This is a genomic window from Streptomyces sp. NRRL WC-3742, assembly GCF_000720635.1.
GTDB lineage: Bacteria > Actinomycetota > Actinomycetes > Streptomycetales > Streptomycetaceae > Kitasatospora.
Genome location: NZ_JOCF01000008.1, coordinates 17,648 through 38,851 on the forward strand (window position 1 = coordinate 17,648; position 21,204 = coordinate 38,851).

The window sequence follows — 21,204 nt, forward strand, 5'->3', positions numbered from 1 at the left end:
CTAGGGCAAATATACATTTGCCTAGGTCTCCTAGGTAATTTACGTTGCCTCCTATGAAGCCGTTGACCGAAAAAGAGATCCGCGCCGCCTTCGTGAACTGTTCCAAGGGTGAGGCGTCGCGACTGAACGTCCCCCGCGACCTGCCCGAACTCCCCTGGGAGGACCTGGACTTCCTCGGGTGGCGGGATCCCCAGGCCCCCGACCGCGCCTACTTCGCGGTCGAGCTCGACGGGCGCCTGGTCGCCGTGACGCTGCGCTCCACCGCCGCCGCCTCCTGGCAGGCCCGCCGCAGCATCTGCTCCCTCTGCGTCACCCCGCAGACCGGCAACGTCGCCCTGCTGGTCGCCCCGCGCGCGGGGCAGGCCGGGAAGCAGGGCAACTCGGTGGGCGCCTACATGTGCGCCGACCTGGCCTGCTCCCTGTACATCCGGGGCAGGAAGGACAACGGGACCCGCTTCCACGAGTCCCTGACCGAGGAGGAGAAGGTCGAGCGCCTGCTCGGCAACCTCGCGGAGTTCGTCGGCAAGGTCACCGCGTAGACGCGGCAGTGGCGCCGCTGGAGGCGGCGCCACTGGTGTTCCGTGTGAGGTTGTTCAGCCGGTCGTCAGCTGTGGCGTCCCGGTCGGCGGTAGGCCATCACGCAGATGAGCAGACCGCCGAGGATCGCCAGCGCCCCGAAGGCCAGGAGCAGCGGGCCGTTGGTGCTGCTGCCGGTGTCCGGCAGCGCGGGGCTGCTCGATCCGGACGGCGTGCTCGGGGTGGTCGGCGGGGTCGGCGGGGTCGGCGGGGTCGGCGACGGGGAGACGGACGGCGAGTTCGACGGCGACGGGGACCCGCTCGGGCTGGGGGAGTTACTCGGCGACGGCGAGGGGGACGGCGACGGAGAGGGAGACGGAGACGGGGAGGGCGAGGTGTTCGGCAGGATCACACCCATGTCCAGGTCCAGGTACCGCTGCCCCCCGCTCAGCGTGACGCTCTGCGTGAGCCCGGTCCCCGGGTCCGCGTCCGAGTCCTTCGTCGGGTCCGTCCCGGCGCCGCGCTTGGTGACGGTCGCCCCCTTCGGCAGCGTCGCCAGGTCGAACTTCACCTGGTACGTCCCGTCCGGCAGGTTGTCGAACAGGTAGTGCCCACCGGCGTCCGTCACCGTGGTGACCGGCTTGCCGTCCTTGTCGCGCACGGGCTGCCCGTTGCCGTCCAGCAGGTTGACCGTGACGCCGGCGATCCCGGTGTCGCCGGGCTTCTGGACGCCGGACTCGTCCTTGTCCCACCAGACGAAGTCGCCGAGCGCGTTGTTGGTCGGGGTCGTCCGCTTGACGGAGACGCCGACCTTGGGCGGCTCGGCGGGCAGCAGCTGGCGGCCGGAGCCGTCGGTGGCGGTGAAGGCGAAGCTGTTCCAGGCGTAGTCGCCCTCGGGCGCGTCGTAGGAGGCGACCATCGGCCAGGTCAGGGTGAAGGACTCACCCGGGGCCATGCTGCCGGGGCGGTGGATGCGGAACCAGGTGGCCGTGCCGGGGCCGGGGAAGCTGCTGCTCCAGGCGGCGCCCGCGTTGCAGCCGGTGCGGTCGACGATCACCGTCTCGACGCAGGGGTTGGGGTCGGTGGTGTACTCGATGACCACGGTCGGGTCGCTGGCGGTGATCGGCTGGCTCAGCGAGGGCGCCCAGGCGCTGCCGCGCTTGGCGTCCTGGGTGAGGACGTAGTTGTCGCCCGGGGTGGGCAGCTTGTCGTAGGCGATGAACTGGGTGACCGGGTCCGGCGAGTCGTTGCGCACGGTCATGCGCCAGGAGGTCTGGCCGCCGGGGGTGGCGGTGCCGATGGTGACGTAGTCGGCGTCGAGGTCGCCCTTGACCTCCTTGTACGAGCGCAGCACGGCGGGCGCGTCGACCTGGATCTTGGACGAGGCGTGGCACATCAGCTCGCTGGTGTCGCCGTTGCCGTTGAGGTCGAGCACGTCCGGCGTGCTGCCGCTGTCGGAGCCGGAGAACATGCAGGACACCGGGTGGGTGGGCTGGTCGACCGTGACGTAGATGTCGTTGGTCAGCTCACCGGCGCGGATGCTGCTGGCGACCTGGACGTCGAAGAGCATCCGGTAGGCCAGCTGGTCGTGCAGGTACATCATGTCGGGAGCGCCGGCGGGCCACTCCATCCGGAGGATCTGGCGGCCGTCCGGACCGGGCTTCACCGTGATCGAGCTGGGCGCCTTGGCGTCCGGGTAGTTCGGGTCCGGGCGGGCGGAGCCGTCGATGTAGACGACGCCGACCGGGAGCACGTCGTAGAGGACGAGCGGGCGCTCGAGGTCGCGGGCGCTGCGGTTGTACGGGATGACCTGGAAGGTGGCCTTGCCGCCGGGGGCGGACAGCTCACCGGCGACGGTGGTCTTGGCGGCGCCGAGGTTGGTGGCCTGGGTGATGGTCGTGGAGGCGCAGGCGTTGGCGGAGGCGCTGTTGGAGCCGTCGCTGGCGGTGGTGTCCACGCAGTTGGTCAGCGGGGCCGGGGCCGGGCGGCCGTCGTGGCCGGGGGTGGCGACCTGGGTGACGATCTGGACGGCGTTGCCGGGGCTCCAGCCGGTGGGGATGGGCCCGTTCCAGGTGAACCTCAGGCCGTCCAGCCAGCGCCCGGCGGGGATGCCCAGCTCGTCGTTGGCCGGGACGCTCGCGCCCTGGACGAAGGTGACGCGGCGGGCGGCGGAGCCGTTGAAGGGGCTGGCGGGGGTGAAGGTCTGCCAGGTGGGGTCGCCGTTGAGGCGGTACTGCAGGGTGAGCTGGATGCTGGTCGGGTTCCAGGGCTCCAGCTGGATCGACTGCGGGTAGATCCAGTTGTAGACGCCGTCCGTGCTCCCGGCGCCGGGGTCGGTGATGGTCAGGCTGGTGGCCGGGCCGGCGGTGTTGGTGGCGGAGAGGCTGAGCGAGTTGAGGTCGCCGTTGGTGGTGTTCTCGCGCCAGGTCTTGCTGGCGGTCACCACGACGCCGGTCGCCGGCGGGCGGAACTGCCCGGTGGTGGTGGAGGCGCTGTCGAGCTTGCGCTCGGCCTCGGTCAGCGGCGCACCGAGCAGGTCGACGTGGTTGTCGGAGGTGGTGCCGTCGGGGAAGTCGGCCGCGGGGTAGTTGACGACCAGCGCGCCGGGCAGGCGGCAGCCGCCGCGCCCGTTGCCGGAGGTGAAGGCCCCGATGTCGAAGCCCCAGGTGTTGGGCCCGGGCGGGACCTTGGACCAGCCCGGCGAGCGGCTGGTGTCGACGACGGCGCCCGGCGGCAGGGTGTCGAGGAGGCGGCTGGTGTCGAGGTCGACGTTGGGCACGTTGTCGGTGGCGCAGGCGCTGAACTGGTAGGTGACGGTGCGTCCGTCGCTGCTGGTGGTCTGGATGCCCTTGGTCACCGTGTACTGCGGCTGCACGGCCGCCTTGGTGTCGGCGCTGGAGGACTGCGTCGGCTCGTTGGTGGCCGACATGGTCGCCGAGTTGGTGGAGGTCGCGCCGTTGGGGGTGGAGAAGTTCGGGTACTTCATCGCCACCGTGATGGTGGCGGTGGTGCCCGGGCTCAGGTTCTTGAGCTTGATGTCCATCGTGCCGCCCGTCGCCCCGGCGGCGGGCACGGTGGAGGCGGCCTCGTCCACGGTGGACGGGTCCGGGGTCCAGCCGAGGAACTGCATGTTCGGCGGGAGGGTGTCGAGGATGTTCCCGTTGGTGCACTCGGTCATCGAGCAGGTGTACTTCAGGGTGTAGGTGACGGTCTCTCCCGGAGAGGCGGTCGCCTTGTCCACGGATTTGGTGAAGGAGATCGCCGCTTGTGCCGGAGGCGCCAGCACGCTGCTGCTCAGCAGCGAGCCGGCCACCAGGGCCAGCACACCGGCGATCCTCCCGGTCCGGAATCGAAGTCGCATGGGCGAAGTCCACCCGACCGCGCATCAGACATTTGTACGCCACCAGCATGAATCGTCGAAGTTCATCCCTTTGGAGCAGTTTGTCCGCTTGGCGACCAGAGCCGGAAGGCGAGGTTCCAGCCACCTGACGCTGCGTTCAAGTCGCTTGTACGACCGGTCATTTCATAACCCCCTCTCCACCAAAACCCCACATGCCAGACTGACCGTCGCCCTGAGAGGGGCACGCGAAAGTCCAACGCCGCCCCGGGCCGACAGAGGCACCGGAGGCCGGCGTCCAGGCTCGTGGAAGGGGAACAGTGGCGCCTCAGGAATCCCTGCTCAAGACGTACGGGGACCGCTCCTACCGGCACGTGACGATGGCCCGGCACCAGGGCACGACCATCGCGTTCGCGATGGACTCCGCCCGCCGGATCGTCTACTCCGTGCTGGACCTGTCCAGCCAGCAGAAGAAGGGCGACGTCGACGCCGCGTACTGGAGCGAGAACCCGGCCGAGGTGGCCTTCCCCCGGGAGATCGCCGAGGTGGGCTACGCCGCCGTCGGGACGACGGCGATGCCGACGGTCAAGCGCGGCGGGGCCGAGGCGGGCTCCGACGAACGGCCGCTGCCCGCCGAGATCGACCCGTTCCTGTCCACGACGGCACGGCTGACGGCCGACGCCCCGTTCCACGTGGTCTCGGACGGCACGTACGTGCTGGTGCTGCGCCAGTCCATCAGCGGGACGGACCCCGGCGCGGTGTACAAGCTCACCGACCGTGGCTCCTCGGGCGACGCGGGCCGCACCGACTACCAGCTCGACGGCACCAAGAAGATCCCGCTGGTGCACAACACCCTGCTGTGCGACCGGTTCCTGCTCGTCGACGGCAAGCTCAAGCCCGTCCTCGAGGTGCGCTTCAAGCGCAGCCGACACGCCACCAACCCCGAGTCGGCCAAGGACAGCCTGGGTACCGAGGACATGGAGGGCCGCCCGTTCCACGAGCCGACCCAGGAGCTGTCCTTCGTCCGGAACCTGACCCGGGGCCGCTTCGCCGCCGTACTCGTGCCGACCGCGATCAGCAACGTGCAGCGATGGCAGCTCTTCGCGCACAACGACGCCACCGGCCGGGTCGACTGCTTCAACATCGAACAGGGTGCCCAGGGCCTGTTCAACATCCAGGGCACCCGCTTCTACACCAGCCCGGACGCGACCTACCGGGACGCGGTGTTCGAGCGCAGCCCGGGCACCTGTCCGTTCACCGGGCGCGAGCTGGTCCCGGTGACGGGCACCGAGGGATTCGCGGAGACGGCGCTGCGACTGACCGGCGCCGACCCGTACGTCGACCTGGGGGATCCGGCGGCGCTGCGCTTCGCGGGCGGGGCCTACTCGATCGAGGCATGGATCAAGCCGACCTCCCGCTACGGCCCGGTGCTCGGCCGCGACGGGGAGTACCGGCTGGCCGTGGACACCACCGGTGCGGTGACCCTCACCCACACCGGGGCGCCCTCCCCGCTGACCTCCACCGAGACCGTCCCCACCGACGTGTACACCCACATCGCCGCCACCTTCGACGGGAAGACGGCCAAGCTGTACGTCAACGGCAAGCCGGCCGGCAGCGGCGCGCTGCCGTTCACGGCGGCCACCGGCGCGAACACCCTGATCGGCAAGGACGGCGCGGGCGACCACTTCGACGGCGACCTCGACGAGCTCCGGATCTGGAACCGGGTGCGCTCGGAGGCCGAGCTCGGCGACAGCATGAACCACCGGCTGATCGGCAACGATCCCGGCCTGGTGGCCTACTACCGCTTCGACGAGGGCTCGGGCACCACCGCCTACGACCAGACGGACAACGCGCTGCACGGCACGCTCAAGGGCGGCGTGGAATGGACGGGCTCGGACGCCTCTGTCGGCGACCACCCGGGGGTGCGGCGCGACAGCTTCACCCTCGACGGGCGCACGGTCGAGTCCGGCATGTCGGCCGTGCTATACCACCAGCAGGAGAACGTGGTCGCCGGGTACCGCCCCGACCCCAAGCCCGCCAAGCGGCAGGCCCGGGTGATGCTGGCCTTCGTCGCCAAGGACGCCCAGGGCCCGTCCACGGCCGCCCTGGACTTCGCCGTCGGCCGCGACGGCCGGCTGGCCCAGGCCCCGGACGTGCTCGCCCCGACCTCGCTCAAGCGGCCGGTGAAGGGGCAGGACTCGGAGCAGCTCAGCGTCCTGCAGCAGACGATCAAGCGGCTGGAGCCGGAGATCGCCGACCTGCGGCAAAAGATCGCCCAGCTGGCCGGCGCTGCCGGCAAGGCGGACGAGTACGAGGCGGAAGAGGCCCGGAGGAAGCCGGACTTCGACGCCCTGGAGCGGAGCTACCTCGCCGAGAAGGACCTCCCGGGCGCCTACGCCTACAACCTGAGGCTCAAAACCGATCGTGTGATGCCGAACGGCTACCGGGCGCGGTGGCTGTTCTTAGCCGGAACCACCGGAAGCACCGGCGTCGCGATCTTCGCCGAGGACAAGGGCGACCAGCCGAACAAGACGGTCTGGCGGTTGGAGCCCGTCAGCAGCCGACCGGAGGACAGCTCCTACTTCCGGGTGGTCGCCGAGGCGACCAAGCAGGAGCTGCACGTCGACGGCGACTCGACGGCGGAGAACGCCCGGGTGAACCTGCTCAAGCCCGAGCTGAACAACCCTGCTTCGCAGTTCCAGCTGGTCACCACCAACAACGACGTCACCGTCACGCGCGAGATCCGCCTCGTCAACCGGAAGAGCCGGCTCGCGATCGGCTCGCCCTCCGCGGTCACGAACCCCACCGTGTGCCAGTCGAGCGAGTGCCTCACGGCGGAGTCGGGTCTGCTCATCCTGGTGAACCTCGGCATGCGGTCGGGGCTGGACAAGCAGTACCTCCCGCAGAAGGCGGAGATGGACGAGCTGCGCCGCAAGCTCCAGGAGGCGCGCACGGCCAAGGATCGCACCAACGAGCTGACCCGCGCGCTCACCGCCAGGCAGGCGGAACTGCAGGACGCCCAGAGCAAGTTGGCCGCCCTGACGAACGCGGCGCAGGGCGACGACGACCTGACGCTGGCCATGCCGCTGCTCGCGGTGGACGCCACCGGCCTGAGCCTGTCCGGCTGCCTGCTCGACTTCGCCCAGGGCACCGACCGGCCGGCGCTGATGGACAGCGGCACCGGCAACCTCGTGCTGTACTTCCGCGGGCTCAACGGGCAGTTCTTCGCCGTGTACTACGACACCGGCGTCATCCGCGGCACCCGGACGCTGGCCGGGGACGGCGGCACGCTCGCCTTCCTCGCCCGCGACCCCGCCGTCACCCTGGACAACTGCACCATCCGGATCGGCGACGGCGACGCCCCCGACCGGTGCGACCTGACCGTCACCGTCGGGACGGTCACCGAGACCTGGAAGTCCCTGCCGCGCAAGACCGACCAGCTGGCGGCCGCACTGGCCGGGAACCCCGGACGGCCGGTCACGGTCGGCGCGGTCGCGAAGGTGACAGGCAGCACGGTGGAGTTCACCTCCGCCACCACCGTCCGCGTCCCGGCCCGGGCCCACCTGCTCATCGGCAGCACCAACTACGCCGCGTCCGCCGAGGCCCCGGTCGGCTCCAAGAGCCTCACCCTCACCGCGGCGGGCACCGCGATCAAGCCCGGCGACAAGGTCAGCCTCGTCGTCTATGACTGGGGCCAGGCACAGTCCAGCCGCCCCGGGGTCCTGCTGTCCGGCGGGTCCCGGCTGATCGGGCTGACTCCGGGCGGGGTCGAATCCGTCCCCAACGGCACCGCCAAGGCGTCCGTCGCCGGTCGCGGCTGCCGCTGGCGGGCCGAAATGCCCGGCCGTGCCTTCCAGTTCGACGGCAAGGACCAGTACCTGACGCTGCCCGCCGCCAAGTACCCGGCCGTCACCCCGGTCGGCGACCTCAGCCTGGAGGCGTGGGTCAACCCCGCGGCCGGGCAGGGCCGGCTCGTCCACGGCCGGACGGACGGGGCGAGCTACTCCCTGGCGCTCGCCGCCGCCGGCCTCCCGGTGTGGCAGTTCCTCGGCAACTCCAAGGTCGAGCTGACCGGTTCGCTCGACCTGTCGAACCGCGACTTCACCGTCGAGCTGTGGGCCAAGCGGGACAACATCCGCGGCGTCCGGGAGCCGCTGCTGACCCATGGCGCCCTGGACGGCCAGAAGGACCGGACGCTCTGCCTGTACTTCGAGCCCGACAACACCTTCGGCTTCGCGCTGTACAGTGACGACCTGACCACCACTCAGGCGTACTCGGACCTGGAGTGGCACCACTGGGCCGCGGTGTACAGGAACGCCACCCGCGAGCAGATCCTGTACCGGGACGGCGTCGAGGTCGCCCGCCGCACCGCCACGGGGGCCTACACCGGCAGCGGGCCGCTGGTCCTGGGCCATCAGCAGTTCTCCGGCACCTCCCTCTACGGCCAGATCGACGAGGTCCGCGTCTTCGACCGGGTCCGCACCCCGCAGGAGATCCTCGCCCAGCGGTTCCAGCGGCTGGGCGGCCTGGAGCCCGGGCTGATAGGCCACTGGAACTTCGAGGGGTCGAACGACACGGCCTCGCCGATCAAGGGCTACCAGGTGGTCGCCCGGGTGGGCAACCAGGTGATGCGGTCGGCCGAGCGCTTCCCGTGCAACGAGTGGGGCCACGTCGCCGCGACCTTCACCCAGTCCTGGGCGGTGCGCCCGGAGGGCGGCGAGGGCCTGTCGGTGGCGTCGCAGGACTCGCTGAACATCCTGGAGGACCTCACCATCGAGGCGTTCGTCCAGATCGAGCAGCTGGGCAAACCCGCGGTCCTGGTCTCCAAGGGATCGGTGGTCGACGGCGGCCGGGACGGCGTCCCGTACCAGCTGAGCGTCCTGGCCGACGGCCGGCTGGAGTTCGCCTTCGCCGACGCCGGCGGCAAGGCCACGCGCTTCACCTCCACCGAGACCGTGACCCTGGGCGCCTTCCACCGGGTGACCGTGGTGAGGCAGCGCCAGCCCGACACCGCCGGCAACATCAAGGGGGGCGAGGCCGGCCCAGCCACGCAGGACGTCCGCATCTACCTGTACCTCGACGGCAAGCTGGTCCTCACCACCCTGTGGGGCGGGGCCACTTCGCAGGCCAACACCAGCCCGGTGGAGATGGGCCGGGGGCTGCGTGGCGTCCTGGGCGAGGTGCGGCTGTGGAACACCGCGCGCACCGCACCCCAGCTCGGGCTGCCCGTCGGCCCGCGCGACAAGGGTCTCCTGGCCTGCTGGCCCTTCAACGAGAACGCCGGAAACGTCACCCTCGACCTCGGCGGCTCCTTCCCGGCGAAGCTGCGGGGCGCCCGCTGGACCCGCGACCCCGACCCGAGGGCCAGCATCCTGCGGCTCTACCGCAACGGCGACCCGCTGTCCGAGGGCACGGCGACCGCCCAGGACCGCGACGCCTCGGGCGACCACCAACTCACCCTGGGCGCCCGCCTGGTGGGCGGCAAGCCGACGGAGCTGCTGACCGGCACCCTGGAGGAGGTACGGATCTGGCGCGCCGTCCGCACCCGGGAGCAGATCTCGGACAACCTGTTCACCCGCCTGCGCGGCGACAAGCAGGACCTGCTCGGCTACTGGCCGTTCGACAAGGACTCCACCGCGCCCGGCAGCACCTCCGTGCGAGACGAGGGGCTGCGTGGCAACGACCTGACCTTCTCCCCGACGCGGCCCCGCATCCTGCTCTCCACCGCGCCCGTCTCCGCCGACACCGCCCAGGTGCGCTCGGCCCTCGCCGACGTGCGCACGCCCTTCCACAGCACCATCGCCGGAGCCCCCGGCGCCACCGAGTACGCCGACCTCCAGTACGACGCCAGGGGCCAGGCGATCGGTGTGCTCAAGCGCTGCTACGGCTTCGTCCGCGACGGCCGCTGGCACCTCATCACCGGGTACAAGGTCGGCGACCTGATCACCGAATGGGTCGGCCAGGCCCAGTTCGACCCGCAGCTCATGGGCTACATCGAGGGCGCCCCGCCCGTGCCGTCCGAGAACCTCACCGACAGGTCCGACGGCTACGCCGGCGCCTCCTCGGTGGAGTTCACCGAGGCCGACCAGGTGCTGCAGAGCATGTCCGCCAGCAAGACCGAGAGCACCAACACCGCCTTCAACGCCTCGTTCGGCGCCGAGACCGACGCCGGAACCATGGCGGTCACCGCGCCGCTCGGTGTCGGCATCGCGACCCCGGCGGCCAAGGCCCAGTTGAAGCTCGCCGTGACGGGCAGCCTGGAGTTCTCCAACTCCTGGAGCGAGGACACGAAGATCAGCCAGGGCAAGAACACCGCCCGCAAGACCAAGCTGGCGCTGACCGGCTACGTCGAGGACCCGGCCAAGGTGCTGAACTCCGCCATCGGCCGCCGGTACGTGCCCGCCAACACCGGCATGGCGCTGGTGCAGTCGCAGACCGCCGACGTCTTCGCGCTGCGCCTGGCGCACACCGGCGCCCTGGTCGCCTACCGGATGATGCCCAACCCGGACATCCCGCTGGACTGGAACATCATCCACTTCCCGATCAACCCCCGCTACACCAAGCAGGGCACCCTCGACGGCGCGGTCGGCTTCAACGACCAGGGCAAGGTCACCGATCCCGACTACCCCACCGCCACCGGCTACGGCGAGTACAGCTACTTCAAGCCGCGGGACGCCTACGCGCTCAAGCGCCGGATCACCCGCGACCAGCAGCGGCTGCAAGCCTTCTACGAGTCGATCTCCACCGAGATCGACCGCAACACCATCGACGAGGCGGCCAAGGCCCAGGCCAAGTCGGCCCTGCACACGATGGGCGTGCTCATCGGCCCGGACACCCGCCGCAACACGGCCGGCAGCAAGACCGCCGGCGGCTTCGCGCGCCGGGACCTGGTCAACACCTACGTCTGGACGGCCCAGGGCGGCTTCTTCGCCGAGACCACCGAGGCCACCGACGCCGTCAGCGAGACCACCTCCGGCGCGTACAACATGAGCGCCACGGTCGGCGGCTCCTTCGACCTCAGCTTCGGCCTCGGCCCCTTCGGCTTCTCCATCCACCTCGACGCCTCGCGGGGCGGCAGCCTCAGCCTCACCAAGGCCAGGACCAAGGACTCCACCCGCACCTTCGGCCTCGACGTCCAGTGCGCGCCGAACGGGGACCTGCAACGCCGGGACAAGGACGGCAAGGCCGTCTACGACGCGGCGGGCAAGCCCGTCCTGGTGCCGGGCAAGGTGGACGCCTACCGCTTCCTCACCTTCTACCTCGGCGAGACCAGCGCCAACTTCGACGACTTCTACAACAAGGTCGTCGACCCGACCTGGCTGTCGAACAGCGACGCCCCCGACGCCGCCGCCCTGCGGCAGACCCGCCAGAGCTCCGCCAAGCCCCCGTGCTGGCGCGTCCTGCACCGGGTCACCTACGTCAGCCGGGTGCTCGCGCCCATCCCGCCGGCGGGAGCGCCGCCGCTGGAGAAGGCGATGCGCGCCGAGAACATCGACAGCAACTACGAGCTGATCAGGCGCCTCGAACCGTACGTCCGCCCCGCCGCCACCAGCAGCGCGGCCCTCGCCACCGCCACCCGCGCCGCCCTCGCGGCCCAGCTGCCCGAACTCGTCCCGCACGCCCCGGAGATCATCGAGTACCTGACCCGGTACTTCGGACTGGAGAACTGACCGCTCCTCCCCCTCGCCTGCCTGCCCGCCGCGCCGACGGCGGGCGGGCAGGCGCCTTCAATGCCCGTGCGATGCCCGTGCGATGCCCGGGAAGAACAAATACGTCCCTAATGAACGATTGTGTTCTCTATTTCCCGGAGATACCGTCTTCTGTAGTGGTGTACGAATCCGTCCCCTGCCTCTCGTCCGCCCCCGCGCACATTGGGGAAACCTGCCATGGCCACCTCACGTGCCCTGGCCGAGGCTCCGCCCGCGACCGCACGTCGGGGCCAGCACCCAGGGATAGCACTCACAGTCATCGCGGCCACCCAGCTCATGGTCGTCCTCGACATCACGATCGTGAACATCGCCCTGCCGCACATCCAGCAGGCGCTGAAGTTCAACACCACCGACCTGTCCTGGGTCATCAACGCCTACACCCTCACCTTCGGGGGCCTGCTGCTGCTCGGCGGCCGGGCCGGCGACATCCTCGGGCGGCGGCGGGTCTTCGTCGTCGGCGTCCTCGTGTTCAGCGCGGCCTCCCTGCTGGGCGGCGTGGCCCAGTCCTCCGCCTGGCTGCTCGCGGCCCGCTCGCTCCAGGGCCTCGGCGGCGCCATCGCCTCCCCGACCGCGCTGGCGCTGATCGCCACCAACTTCAGGGAGGGCCCGGCCCGCAACCGCGCCTTCGGGGTCTACTCCGCCGTGGCGGGCGCGGGCGGCGCGGTGGGGCTGCTGCTCGGCGGGATGCTCACCTCCTGGCTCTCCTGGCGGTGGGTGTTCTTCGTCAACGTGCCGATCGGCCTGGCCATCGCCCTGCTCGCGCCGCTGTACATCAACGAGTCCGAGCGCCACCCCGGGCGCTTCGACCTCACCGGCGCCTTCACGGCCACAACGGGCATGGTCTCGCTGGTGTACGGCTTCATCCGCGCCTCCGAACACGGCTGGTCGGACTCCGTCACCCTGCTCGCCTTCAGCCTGGCCGTCGTGCTGCTCGCGGCCTTCCTGCTGAACGAGCGGCGCGCGCCGCAGCCGATCACGCCGCTGCACCTGTTCCGCGACCGCAACCGCTCCGGCGCGTACGGGCTGATGCTCTGCGTGGCGGCGGCGATGTTCAGCATCTTCTTCTTCGTGACCCTGTTCGTGCAGGACATCCTGGGCTTCAGCCCGCTGCGCGCGGGCTTCGCCTTCCTGCCGATCAGCGCGGCGATCATCGCGGCCGCCCAGTTCGCCGCGCGCAACCAGATCCGCTTCGGCCCCAAGCCCTTCCTGATGGCGGGCTCGCTGCTGGTCCTGGGCGGCGTCCTGTGGTCCACCCGCATCGACTCCCACACCACCTACGCGGGCGGCGTGCTCGGGCCGACCCTGATGTTCGGCTTCGGCATGGGCTCGATCTTCGTCCCGGTGATGCTGACCGCCGTCTCGCACGTCGCCCCGCACGAGGCCGGCGCGGCCACCGGCATGCTCAACACCACGCAGCAGGTCGGCGGTTCGCTCGGGCTGTCGATCCTCGTCACCGTGTACGGCACGGCGAGCCGCAACGAGGCCCGGCAGCAGATCGCCGCGTTCCTGCGGCAGGCGACCCCGCAGCAGGCGGCCGAGTTCAGGGCGAGCGGGAGACTGCCGGCGCCGTACTCCTCGGAAGTGCTGGTGCACGGCATCGCGAGCGCCTTCCAGATGGGGCTGGTCTTCGCGTCGCTGGCGGTGCTGATCGCCGTCTTCGTCGTCAAGGTGCGCAGGCCGGAGGCCCCCTCCTCCGAGACCTCGCCCGGGGGCGCCGCTTGACAGGGCGTCAGGGAGCCCGGCACAGTCCTTCTTGTAATGGTTTTCATCTTCGATAACCAGGAATGAGGACACCCATGTCGCTCGACGTCTCCCCCGCCCTCCTCGCCCAGGCCCAGGAGGGGCGCGTCGCCCAGGACGACTTCCTCGAGACCGTCCGCACCTCGCTCCCGTACGCCTACCAGGTCGTCGCCGGGCTCAGCACCGAACTCGCCGCCACCGAGGAGGAGTTCACCACCGACAACACCACGCCCAGCGACGAGCAGCGCGCCCAGCTGCTGCGCGCCCTGGCGAGCAACGCGATCCGGGGCAGCCTGGAGGACCACTTCGGGGTGAAGCTCGCCTTCGTCAACTGCCACCGCGTCGGCGCGTTCCGGCCGGGCTCCGAGGAGAGCGAGGCGTACCTCGAGTTCACCTCGCTGCACAACCAGATCCGCAACCAGAGCCCCGAGCTGCGCAGCTGCTGAGCCCCCTCCCGCTGAACCCGCTCCCCCCGCGCCCGTTCGGCGAGCCCCGTCCCAGGCTCGCCGGGCGGGCTCGCGCGCTCCCCGCGTGAACCCCGATTGCGCCGTGTTGCGCGCCCGTTTCCGGATCGCGCGCCGATCTTGTGGCCCGCCGATACCGGTGCGTAGGTTCGACGGGCACCCCGGCCCCGGGCCCTCCCGGGCCAGCCCCACACCACGCGGAGCCGCCACCATGCCGTCGAACCCCCGCCCGCTGCGCAAGCTCGGCTTCCTCACCATCGGGCTCTTCGACGAGGCCGACCCGCGCCGGGGCCACGAGGACACCCTCGACCTCATCGCGTTCGGCGAACGGCTCGGCTTCGACAGCGCCTGGCTGCGCCACCGCCACCTCCAGTACGGGATCTCCTCCCCCGTCGCCGTGCTCGCCGCCGCCACCCAGCGCACCAGCCGCATCCAGCTCGGCACCGCCGTCACCCCGCTCGGCTGGGAGAACCCGCTGCGGCTCGCCGAGGACCTCGCCACCGTCGACGTGCTCTCCGGCGGCCGGCTCAACCCCGGGTTCAGCGTCGGCCCGCCCGTCCACTGGGAGAACGTGCGCGGCGCCCTCTACCCCGACACCTGGGAGCGGGAGGACTTCTCGCCCGCCCGCGCCGAGCGCTTCCTCGCGCTGGTGCGCGGCGAGGACGCCTCCGACGTCGAGGGCACCGAGGGGATCGAGCAGTACTCGCGGCGCGTCCAGCCGCACTCCCCCGGGCTCGCCGACCGGCTCTGGTACGGCGCGGGCAGCACCCGCTCCGTCCGCTGGGCGGGCGAGCAGGGGCTCAGCCTGCTCACCAGCAGCGTCGTCAAGGCCGAGGACCCCGAGCCGCCCCTCGACTTCGCCGCCATCCAGGCCGGGCTGATCCACACCTTCCGCAGCCACCACCCGCTGGGCGAGCGCGCCCGGGTCTCCCAGGGCCTCGTCGTCATCCCGACCGACTCCGCCACCCCCGAACAGCGCGCCAGGTACGAGGCGTACGCGGCCGCTCGCACCCCCCGTACCCTCACCCCGCAGGGGCCGGCGCGGCTGCTGTTCGCCCCGGACCTGGTGGGCACCACCGAGGAACTCGTCGAACGGCTGCACGCCCACGCGGGCTTCCGGGAGGTGGACGAGGTCGCGTTCGCCCTGCCGTTCACCTTCGGGCGCGAGGACTACGAGCAGATCCTCACCGACCTCGCCACCCGGCTCGCACCCGCGCTCGGCTGGCGCCCGGGCTCCGACCTGGGCTGAGGCGGGCGGCGCTGGCGCCCGCCCGTGCTCGAACTGCCCTGGGCCGCCGAGCGGAACGCCCACCTCGGCGGGCGCGGCCTCACCCTGCTGCCGCTCTTCTTCTGCGGGCCCACCCCACGCGCCCTGGTCAACGGCGTCGACCGGCCGACCCTCGCCTACCCGCTGCCGTACGACCCGCTCCAGGCGGATCCGTTCGCTCCGGCCCGGGACGACGGTGGGGACCGTACGGGCGGCAGGCTGGCCGCCGCCCTCGGCCGCACCCGCGCCGCCGTCCTGCGAGACGTGGCCGCCGGCCCGGGTGCCACCACCAGCGCCCTCGCGCACAGCCTGGACGTCGCGCTCGCGACCGCCTCGGAACACGTGGCCGTCCTGCGCGGTGCCGGGCTCGTGACGAGTCACCGGCACCGCTCGACGGTGCTGCACACGATCACCCCACTCGGGATGGACCTGCTGGACGCGGCCGGGTAGGGGCGGGGGCGGACGGGCGTTCTCGGACCAGGGACAGCCGACCAGGAGCCACCAGGCTGTGGCCACGGCTGCTGACGTCGTCACCGACCAGGGTTCTCCAATTTCCGGTCGGTCTTGCTCAGTTCGCGTGCAACCGGGCGTCGGGCGGTGGCGTCCCTGCCCATACGAACAGCCGTCAGGCTGTGAAACCGGGGGGACATCACCGCGCATGACGATCGACGACGCCGTACCCGCGCAGCCACGGGTCACGCTGCCGCCCTGCCCCAACTGCGGGCTCGCCGACGCCCTCCGGGGCGTGCCGGCCGTGCACCTCGCCGAGCACCGGACCGTCAGGGTCCGTGTGCGGGGCGAGAGGGGACGCCCGGATCACACCGAGACCCGGGAGGAACTCTCCGCGCTCGGGCGGGCGCTGGCGCCCAAGCCGCAGAGGCCGAGCATCCCCGTGACGCTGCTCGCGTTCGTGGGCGTCCCGGGCACGATCGCCGCGATCTTCACCCTCGTCCAGGGCACCATTGCGCGCAGCACGCCCGTCATGGAGAAGCCCGACCTGTCGCCGCCCGACTGGGTCACGCACCCAGCCCCGGGCAACGGCCCGTTCTGGCCGCCGAGCTCCCACGAGCCGACGCCCCACGTGCCCGGGCCCGTCAGGTACGAGGAAGGCATCGTCCCGCTGTGGGCGTCGATCCTGTTCATCGTCGCGGCCGTCGCCCTGCTGGTGGCCGCGGGCGTGCTCCACCGCTCCCGGCAGCGCCGGCTGGCGGACGGGTGGCCCATGGCCGAACGGCTCTGGCGCCAGAGCTGGTACTGCGACCGGTGCGGCAGCGTGCACTTCGCGGCCTCGGCCGGGCAGGGCACGCAGGCGCTCAGCCTGCCCGAGTTCCGGCTGGCGGTGTGGTCGGCGGGCGGGTACGGCGACCTCGCGGGGCGCCACCAGGTCTAGGGGGCCGGCGGGGTGGACCGCCGACAGTGAGTGTTGGGGCGCCGGTGCACACTGCGGTGGTCTTCGTGGTGGGTCGCGGCCGCGAAGACCACCGCGTGCTCAGGCGCTCCCGGCGACGATCGTCGCCGGGTCCTCCTCGGTGAGGCGGCGGAGGGCGGCTGCGGCCTGGGACTCGGGCGGGGTGCCGTCGTCCGGGAGCACCCAGCGGAGGCGGGCGGGATTCTCCTCCGGCAGCCGGTACTGCCAGATCGTCACCACGACGGTGTCGGGACGGCTGGGATTGACGCTGATCCAGCCCGGTTTGGCGTTCCAGCGTTTGAGCAGCTCGGGTTCCTGCGCCAGGCCCGTCCTGATCAGGTGGGCCATGGTGCGGGCCGGCCAGGACCAGGAGTCGTCCGTCTCCGCTCGGGTGATCTCGGCGTCGTACGCGGCGGCGTCGAAGCGGTGGGCGGGAAGTTCGGGTGCGGGTGTGCGGTAGCCGGGCAGCATGCTCGGGTATCGCCAGTTCTCCCACACCACCTCCGGCCCGTCGCGGCGGATGGTGACGTACAGCGCGCCGCAGCACTCCTCCGCGCAGTCGGCCACCGCGAGCTGCACCTCGCGCGGTTCGGCCGTTGCCCTCAACTGGCCGTCACTGAGCACGTGTTCGGGCCTGTTGGCGGCGCCGTGACCGAACACCTCCGGGACGACCGGGCGGCCGTCGACGAGGATGCGGGTCTCGACGCGCTGTCGGTCGGCGGGGTCACCGACCACCACCTCGATGCGCAACCCGCCGGGCGGGAGCGGGTGTTCGGGCAGCCGCCGCAGGGTGCGGCGCAGCCAGTCGGTGCGGTGCTGCTGGTCCGGCTCGCTCACCTCCGCCCAGCGGGGCTCGGCGAGGAGGTGGCGGAGGGTGTCCAGGAGTTCCGTGCGGCGGCCGGGTGGCCAGTCGAGCAGGACGGTGCTGCCGCTGCTCAGGTCCAGGGCGAGGGAGAGCAGGGTGGCGGCGTGGTCGAGGGTGGGTGGCAGTTCGTCGGCCCGGGTGACGACGCTCTCGTAGAGCCTGAGCGCGTCGCCGTAGGCGAGGAGGTCGCGCGCCGCATCCGGCGAGCGGCCCATCCGGGCGAGCAGCAGGCCCGCGCGGGCCAGGAGGCGGGTGTCGGCGGGCTGTTCGTCGAGCAGGTCCGCCAGCCTGGACGCGTCGGCGATGCGTCGGGCGACATCTCCGGACAGGAGTCGGCGCTCGGTGGGGAGCACAGGCAGTTCGGCGCGTACGGCGTCCCGGTCGTCCCGCCACAGGGCCTCGACGAGTGGACCCTGTTCGGGGCGGCTCGCGTTGACCGCCAGCCAGACGACGGCGGAGCGCCGCCGGTCGAGGGTGTCGAGGGCGTGGACCGCCAGGATGTTGAAGTCCCGGTACAGGCCGAGGACCGACAGGTACGGGACGTCCTCGGGTTCGCCGAAGCGGGCGAGCAGGGCGAGGCCGACGGCGACGGCGGGGACCGATGTGCCGGTGCGGGTCAGCTGCCGTCCGAGGGCGCGGGCCGTGTCCTCCTGGTCCGCGGGCAACGGGAGGCGGTCGACGACGCGCGCGATCCGGTACTTGTGGAGCGCGCCGAGGCCGAGGCGCTCGAAACGGCGGGCCAGGGCCTCGGCCTCGGGCGGCAGCGGGGTGAGCGCTTCCTCGGCGAGGGTGTCGACCTCGCCCCAGGGAGGCGTCTCCTCGTCGGCGTCCGGTTCTGCGGGCAGGTGGTAGCCGCGTCGTGCCGGAACTTCGCCCGGGGAGGCGCGCAGCAGGTTCAGCGCGCGGTCGTGAAGGGTGAGCGGGGGCGTGAGCGCAGGGCGCTCTTCCTGGGCGCTCACCAGGTCTGGGAGAACTCGTTTCCGTTGATCATGGGTGGCAGCCTGCCACAGTGATCGTCTTCTGTCGACCGGTTTTCCGGGCCGTCAAGCGGCCGTCAAGCGGCCGTCAGACGGCCGTCCAGCGGGCCAGGCCCGGGGTGGCGAGGCTGCGTCCGTCGGGGAGGATGGCGAGGGCCTCGAGGTCGGGGTGGGCCTCGGCCCAGGCGAGGGCACGGTCGGGGCCCATCGCGAAGGCCGCGGTGGCGTAGGCGTCGGTGTCGGCGATCCCGCGGCCGACCAGGGTGAGGGAGGCCAGGGCGGTGGCCGGGCGGCCGGTGTGCGGGTCGTGGATGTGGGCGCCGCGTTCGGCGGTGCCGGAGGTGGCGACGGCCAGGTCGTGGCCGGTGATCACGGTGGCCAGGACGCCGGGCTGCAGCGGCTCCGCAACGCCGATCCGCCAGGGGCCGCCGACGGTCTGCACGTCGCCGCCGCCGCTGACGCAGTGCTCGGTGGAGCCTGCGTCGCACAGGGCCCGGGAGGCTTCCTCGATGGCCCAGCCCTTGACCCAGCCGCACGGGTCGAGGCATCCGGCGGGGTGGTCGGTGAAGTAGCCGTCGGTCTCCTCCGCGATCCGGGCGCACTGGCGCAGCGCCTCGGCGATCTGCGGATCGCAGTCGGCGAGGGCGAGTTCGCCGCGTCCGAGGCGGCTGACGGGGCTGTTGGGCCGGTAGGGGGAGAACAGGGTGTCGAGCTCGTGCAGCCGGTCGGTGATGCGGCGCAGGGCTCCGAGCGCGGCGGGGGCCGGGTCGCGCACGGTGAAGGAGAAGACGGTGCCCATGACGTGCTCGGCGTGGCGCAGCGGGGGCGTGGTCATCCGCGGGCCTTGTCGAGGGCGCTCTGGAGGGAGCGGGTGTAGCCGTCGCTGGTGTAGCTGGCGCCGGAGACGACGTCGATCTCGGCGCTCTGGGCGGTGATGGCCTCCTGGTTGAGCTGGGGCAGGGCGTAGGAGTTGATGGAGCGGTCGCGGCCGCTCTCGCTGGGGTAGCGCACGACGTCGATGCGGGTGATCCGGGTACCGGCGAGGGTGACCTTGACCTGGACGGGGCCGTAGCGGGTGTCGGCGGCGTCGCCGGTGACGGTGCGGGTGGTGGTGGTCGGGGAGGTCGTTGAGCCGGGAGCGGCCGGCGTGGCCGTTGAGCCCGGGCCGGCCGGGGTGGTGGGCTGCGGGCCGGCGTCGGAGCTGATCGGCCGGGTGGCGGCGCCGCCCGCGCCCGCGTGGGGCTTCAGCGACAGCAGCAGCACCACCCCGGCGGCGGTGGCCGCGGTGGTGACGACGACTCTGCGCACGTTCGTACTCCTCCAGGGGTGAACGGTCTCGGGGGCGGCGGGGGTTCGAAGGTTCAGAGGGCGAAGGACTCGTGGTGCAGCCGGGAGCGCGGCACGCCTGCCGCCCGCAGGGCGCGGACGGCGTCGGCCGACATCGCCTCCGGCCCGCACAGGTACACCTCGTGGTCGGCGAGGTCCGGCACCAGGCGGGCCAGGGCCGTACCCAGGTCCCCCACCTGCTCGCGGGAGCCGACCAGGTGGTGCACCCGGCCTCCCCGCCGCGCCGCCACGGCCGCCAACTCCTCCTCAAACAGCAGGTCTTGGGGGCGCCGGGACCGCTGGACGAGCGTGACCTCGCCGGGCAGGGTCTCGAACAGCGCCCGCAGCGGGGTGATCCCGACGCCCGCGCCGAGCAGCAGCACCTTGCCCCGGCGCTGCAGCCTGCCGGTGAACGCCCCGTACGGGCCCTCGGCGTGCACCCGGGTGCCGGGCCGCAGGCGGGCGACGGCGGCGCTGTGCCCGCCGAGGGCCTTGACGGTGAAGCGCAGGAACCTCGGGTGCGGCGGCGCGGAGAGCGAGTACGGGTTGGCGGCCCAGCGCAGGCCCGGCGCCTGGAACTGGAGGCGGAAGAACTGCCCGGCCTGGGCCCGCAGTTCGTCGAGGCGCTCGCCGGTCACGTACACCGAGACCACGCCCGGCGCCTCCTCCCGCACCTCGGCGACGCGCAGCCGGTGGCGGCGGTCGCGCAGGGCGGGCGCGGCGAGCCGGAACCAGGCGATGAGCGCGGCGGTGCCGCCGTACAACAGGTACCAGAGCGCGAGGCCGGGGCCGTCGCCGAGGTCGGCGCCGGTGCTGAGCTGGTGGCCGAAGGCGAGGGCGACGGCCAGGTAGGTGGCCAGGTGGAGGTGGTACCAGGTCTCGTAGCCGAGGCGGCGGCGGGCGGCCCGGGCGGAGACGGCGCCGGTGCCGAGCAGGAGCAGGGTGCCGGCCGTGGCCTTGAGCATGTCGGAGAAGTGGAACACGATCTCCACGCCCTCGGCGAGGACTCCCCTGCCGTCGGTCAGCGCGTAGCCCCAGACGACCGTCAGCACGTGGGCCGTGACCAGGCCGACGAGCCAGCGACCGCCGAAGGCGTGCCAGCGGGCCAGGCGGTCGGCGCCGACCCCGCGCTCCAGCGGCGGGAGCCGGGCCATCAGGAGCAGCAGCACCGGCGCGGCGTACCCGGCGAGCAGGCCCGTGATCCGTCCCGCTCCGGTCAGCCACCCGGCGACTCCCGCGACGGCGACGGTGTCGCGCCACCACGGGAGGAGCACGGCGAGGGCCCCGGCCGCGATCGTGGCGAGCACGGCGGCGGGGAGCAGCCGCACGGACGGCGCCTTGCGGCCCGCGCCGGCGTGACGGGCCTGGGTGGCTGTGGCCACGGGCGGGCCTCCCCTCGGTCGGGTTCTTGATCAGGTACTCGGTCAGCCTGGCACCGGAAGCTCTGAGTTCCCTCTGAGTCCGCTGGGGACGAAGGGGCATCTTCGCAGGTCAGGGCAGGTATCCCGGACCGGGCGGGGCCTTGTGGATCTCACCGCTTTCTCATCGCGGGCTGGCAGAATCGGCGCCGCACCCGCCCCCTTCGCTCCCCGGAG

12 protein-coding genes are annotated in these 21,204 nt (G+C 72.1%); 7 read left to right on the forward strand and 5 right to left on the reverse strand.

Annotation, left to right across the window (positions count from 1 at the left end; translation table 11 throughout):
* The first annotated feature begins 53 nt into the window (after window positions 1-53).
* Window positions 54-539: an FBP domain-containing protein gene (locus IH61_RS0106915; protein ID WP_031066510.1), complete on the forward strand. Its 486-nt coding sequence runs from the start codon at window positions 54-56 to the stop codon at window positions 537-539.
* 65 nt (window positions 540-604) lie between these two features.
* Here the strand turns inward: IH61_RS0106915 and IH61_RS0106920 are convergent, their stop codons facing one another.
* Window positions 605-3,877 carry an SdrD B-like domain-containing protein gene (locus tag IH61_RS0106920; RefSeq protein ID WP_078910901.1) on the reverse strand — a complete coding sequence of 1,091 codons (3,273 nt, stop codon included), beginning with the start codon at window positions 3,875-3,877 and terminating at the stop codon, window positions 605-607.
* A 296-nt stretch (window positions 3,878-4,173) separates the two neighbouring features.
* On the opposite strand from IH61_RS0106920, the gene IH61_RS0106925 reads away from it, so the two are divergent.
* The 6 genes from IH61_RS0106925 (at window position 4,174) to IH61_RS0106950 (ending at window position 16,423) form a co-directional block, all read left to right on the forward strand.
* A complete protein-coding gene (locus IH61_RS0106925) occupies window positions 4,174-11,523 on the forward strand; it encodes a LamG domain-containing protein (protein ID WP_051836431.1) in 7,350 nt (2,449 codons plus the stop codon).
* Between the two features lie 216 nt (window positions 11,524-11,739).
* On the forward strand, window positions 11,740-13,284 hold the full coding sequence (locus IH61_RS0106930; protein WP_031066519.1) for an MFS transporter: 1,545 nt from the start codon (window positions 11,740-11,742) through the stop codon (window positions 13,282-13,284).
* A 74-nt stretch (window positions 13,285-13,358) separates the two neighbouring features.
* Window positions 13,359-13,748: an SCO5389 family protein gene (locus IH61_RS0106935; RefSeq protein WP_031066521.1), complete on the forward strand. Its 390-nt coding sequence runs from the start codon at window positions 13,359-13,361 to the stop codon at window positions 13,746-13,748.
* A gap of 229 nt (window positions 13,749-13,977) precedes the next feature.
* Complete coding sequence (locus tag IH61_RS0106940) at window positions 13,978-15,015, forward strand: LLM class flavin-dependent oxidoreductase (RefSeq protein ID WP_031066523.1); 1,038 nt, start codon at window positions 13,978-13,980, stop codon at window positions 15,013-15,015.
* 24 nt (window positions 15,016-15,039) lie between these two features.
* A complete protein-coding gene (locus IH61_RS0106945) occupies window positions 15,040-15,483 on the forward strand; it encodes an ArsR/SmtB family transcription factor (protein WP_051836434.1) in 444 nt (147 codons plus the stop codon).
* A gap of 208 nt (window positions 15,484-15,691) precedes the next feature.
* On the forward strand, window positions 15,692-16,423 hold the full coding sequence (locus IH61_RS0106950; RefSeq protein ID WP_031066529.1) for a hypothetical protein: 732 nt from the start codon (window positions 15,692-15,694) through the stop codon (window positions 16,421-16,423).
* Between the two features lie 99 nt (window positions 16,424-16,522).
* On the opposite strand, the gene IH61_RS0106955 is transcribed toward IH61_RS0106950, so the two are convergent.
* The 4 genes from IH61_RS0106955 to IH61_RS0106970 form a co-directional block, all read right to left on the reverse strand.
* Complete coding sequence (locus tag IH61_RS0106955; protein ID WP_037971841.1) at window positions 16,523-18,265, reverse strand: hypothetical protein; 1,743 nt, start codon at window positions 18,263-18,265, stop codon at window positions 16,523-16,525.
* A gap of 106 nt (window positions 18,266-18,371) precedes the next feature.
* The gene (locus tag IH61_RS0106960; protein WP_031066536.1) at window positions 18,372-19,118 is read right to left on the reverse strand and encodes an FAD:protein FMN transferase; all 747 of its coding nucleotides are present in this window, start codon (window positions 19,116-19,118) and stop codon (window positions 18,372-18,374) included.
* The gene (locus IH61_RS0106965) at window positions 19,115-19,591 is read right to left on the reverse strand and encodes an FMN-binding protein (RefSeq protein WP_031066538.1); all 477 of its coding nucleotides are present in this window, start codon (window positions 19,589-19,591) and stop codon (window positions 19,115-19,117) included. Before IH61_RS0106965 ends, IH61_RS0106960 begins: the two co-directional genes overlap by 4 nt.
* A 53-nt stretch (window positions 19,592-19,644) precedes the next feature.
* Complete coding sequence (locus IH61_RS0106970; protein WP_031066544.1) at window positions 19,645-20,991, reverse strand: ferredoxin reductase family protein; 1,347 nt, start codon at window positions 20,989-20,991, stop codon at window positions 19,645-19,647.
* Window positions 20,992-21,204 lie beyond the last annotated feature (213 nt).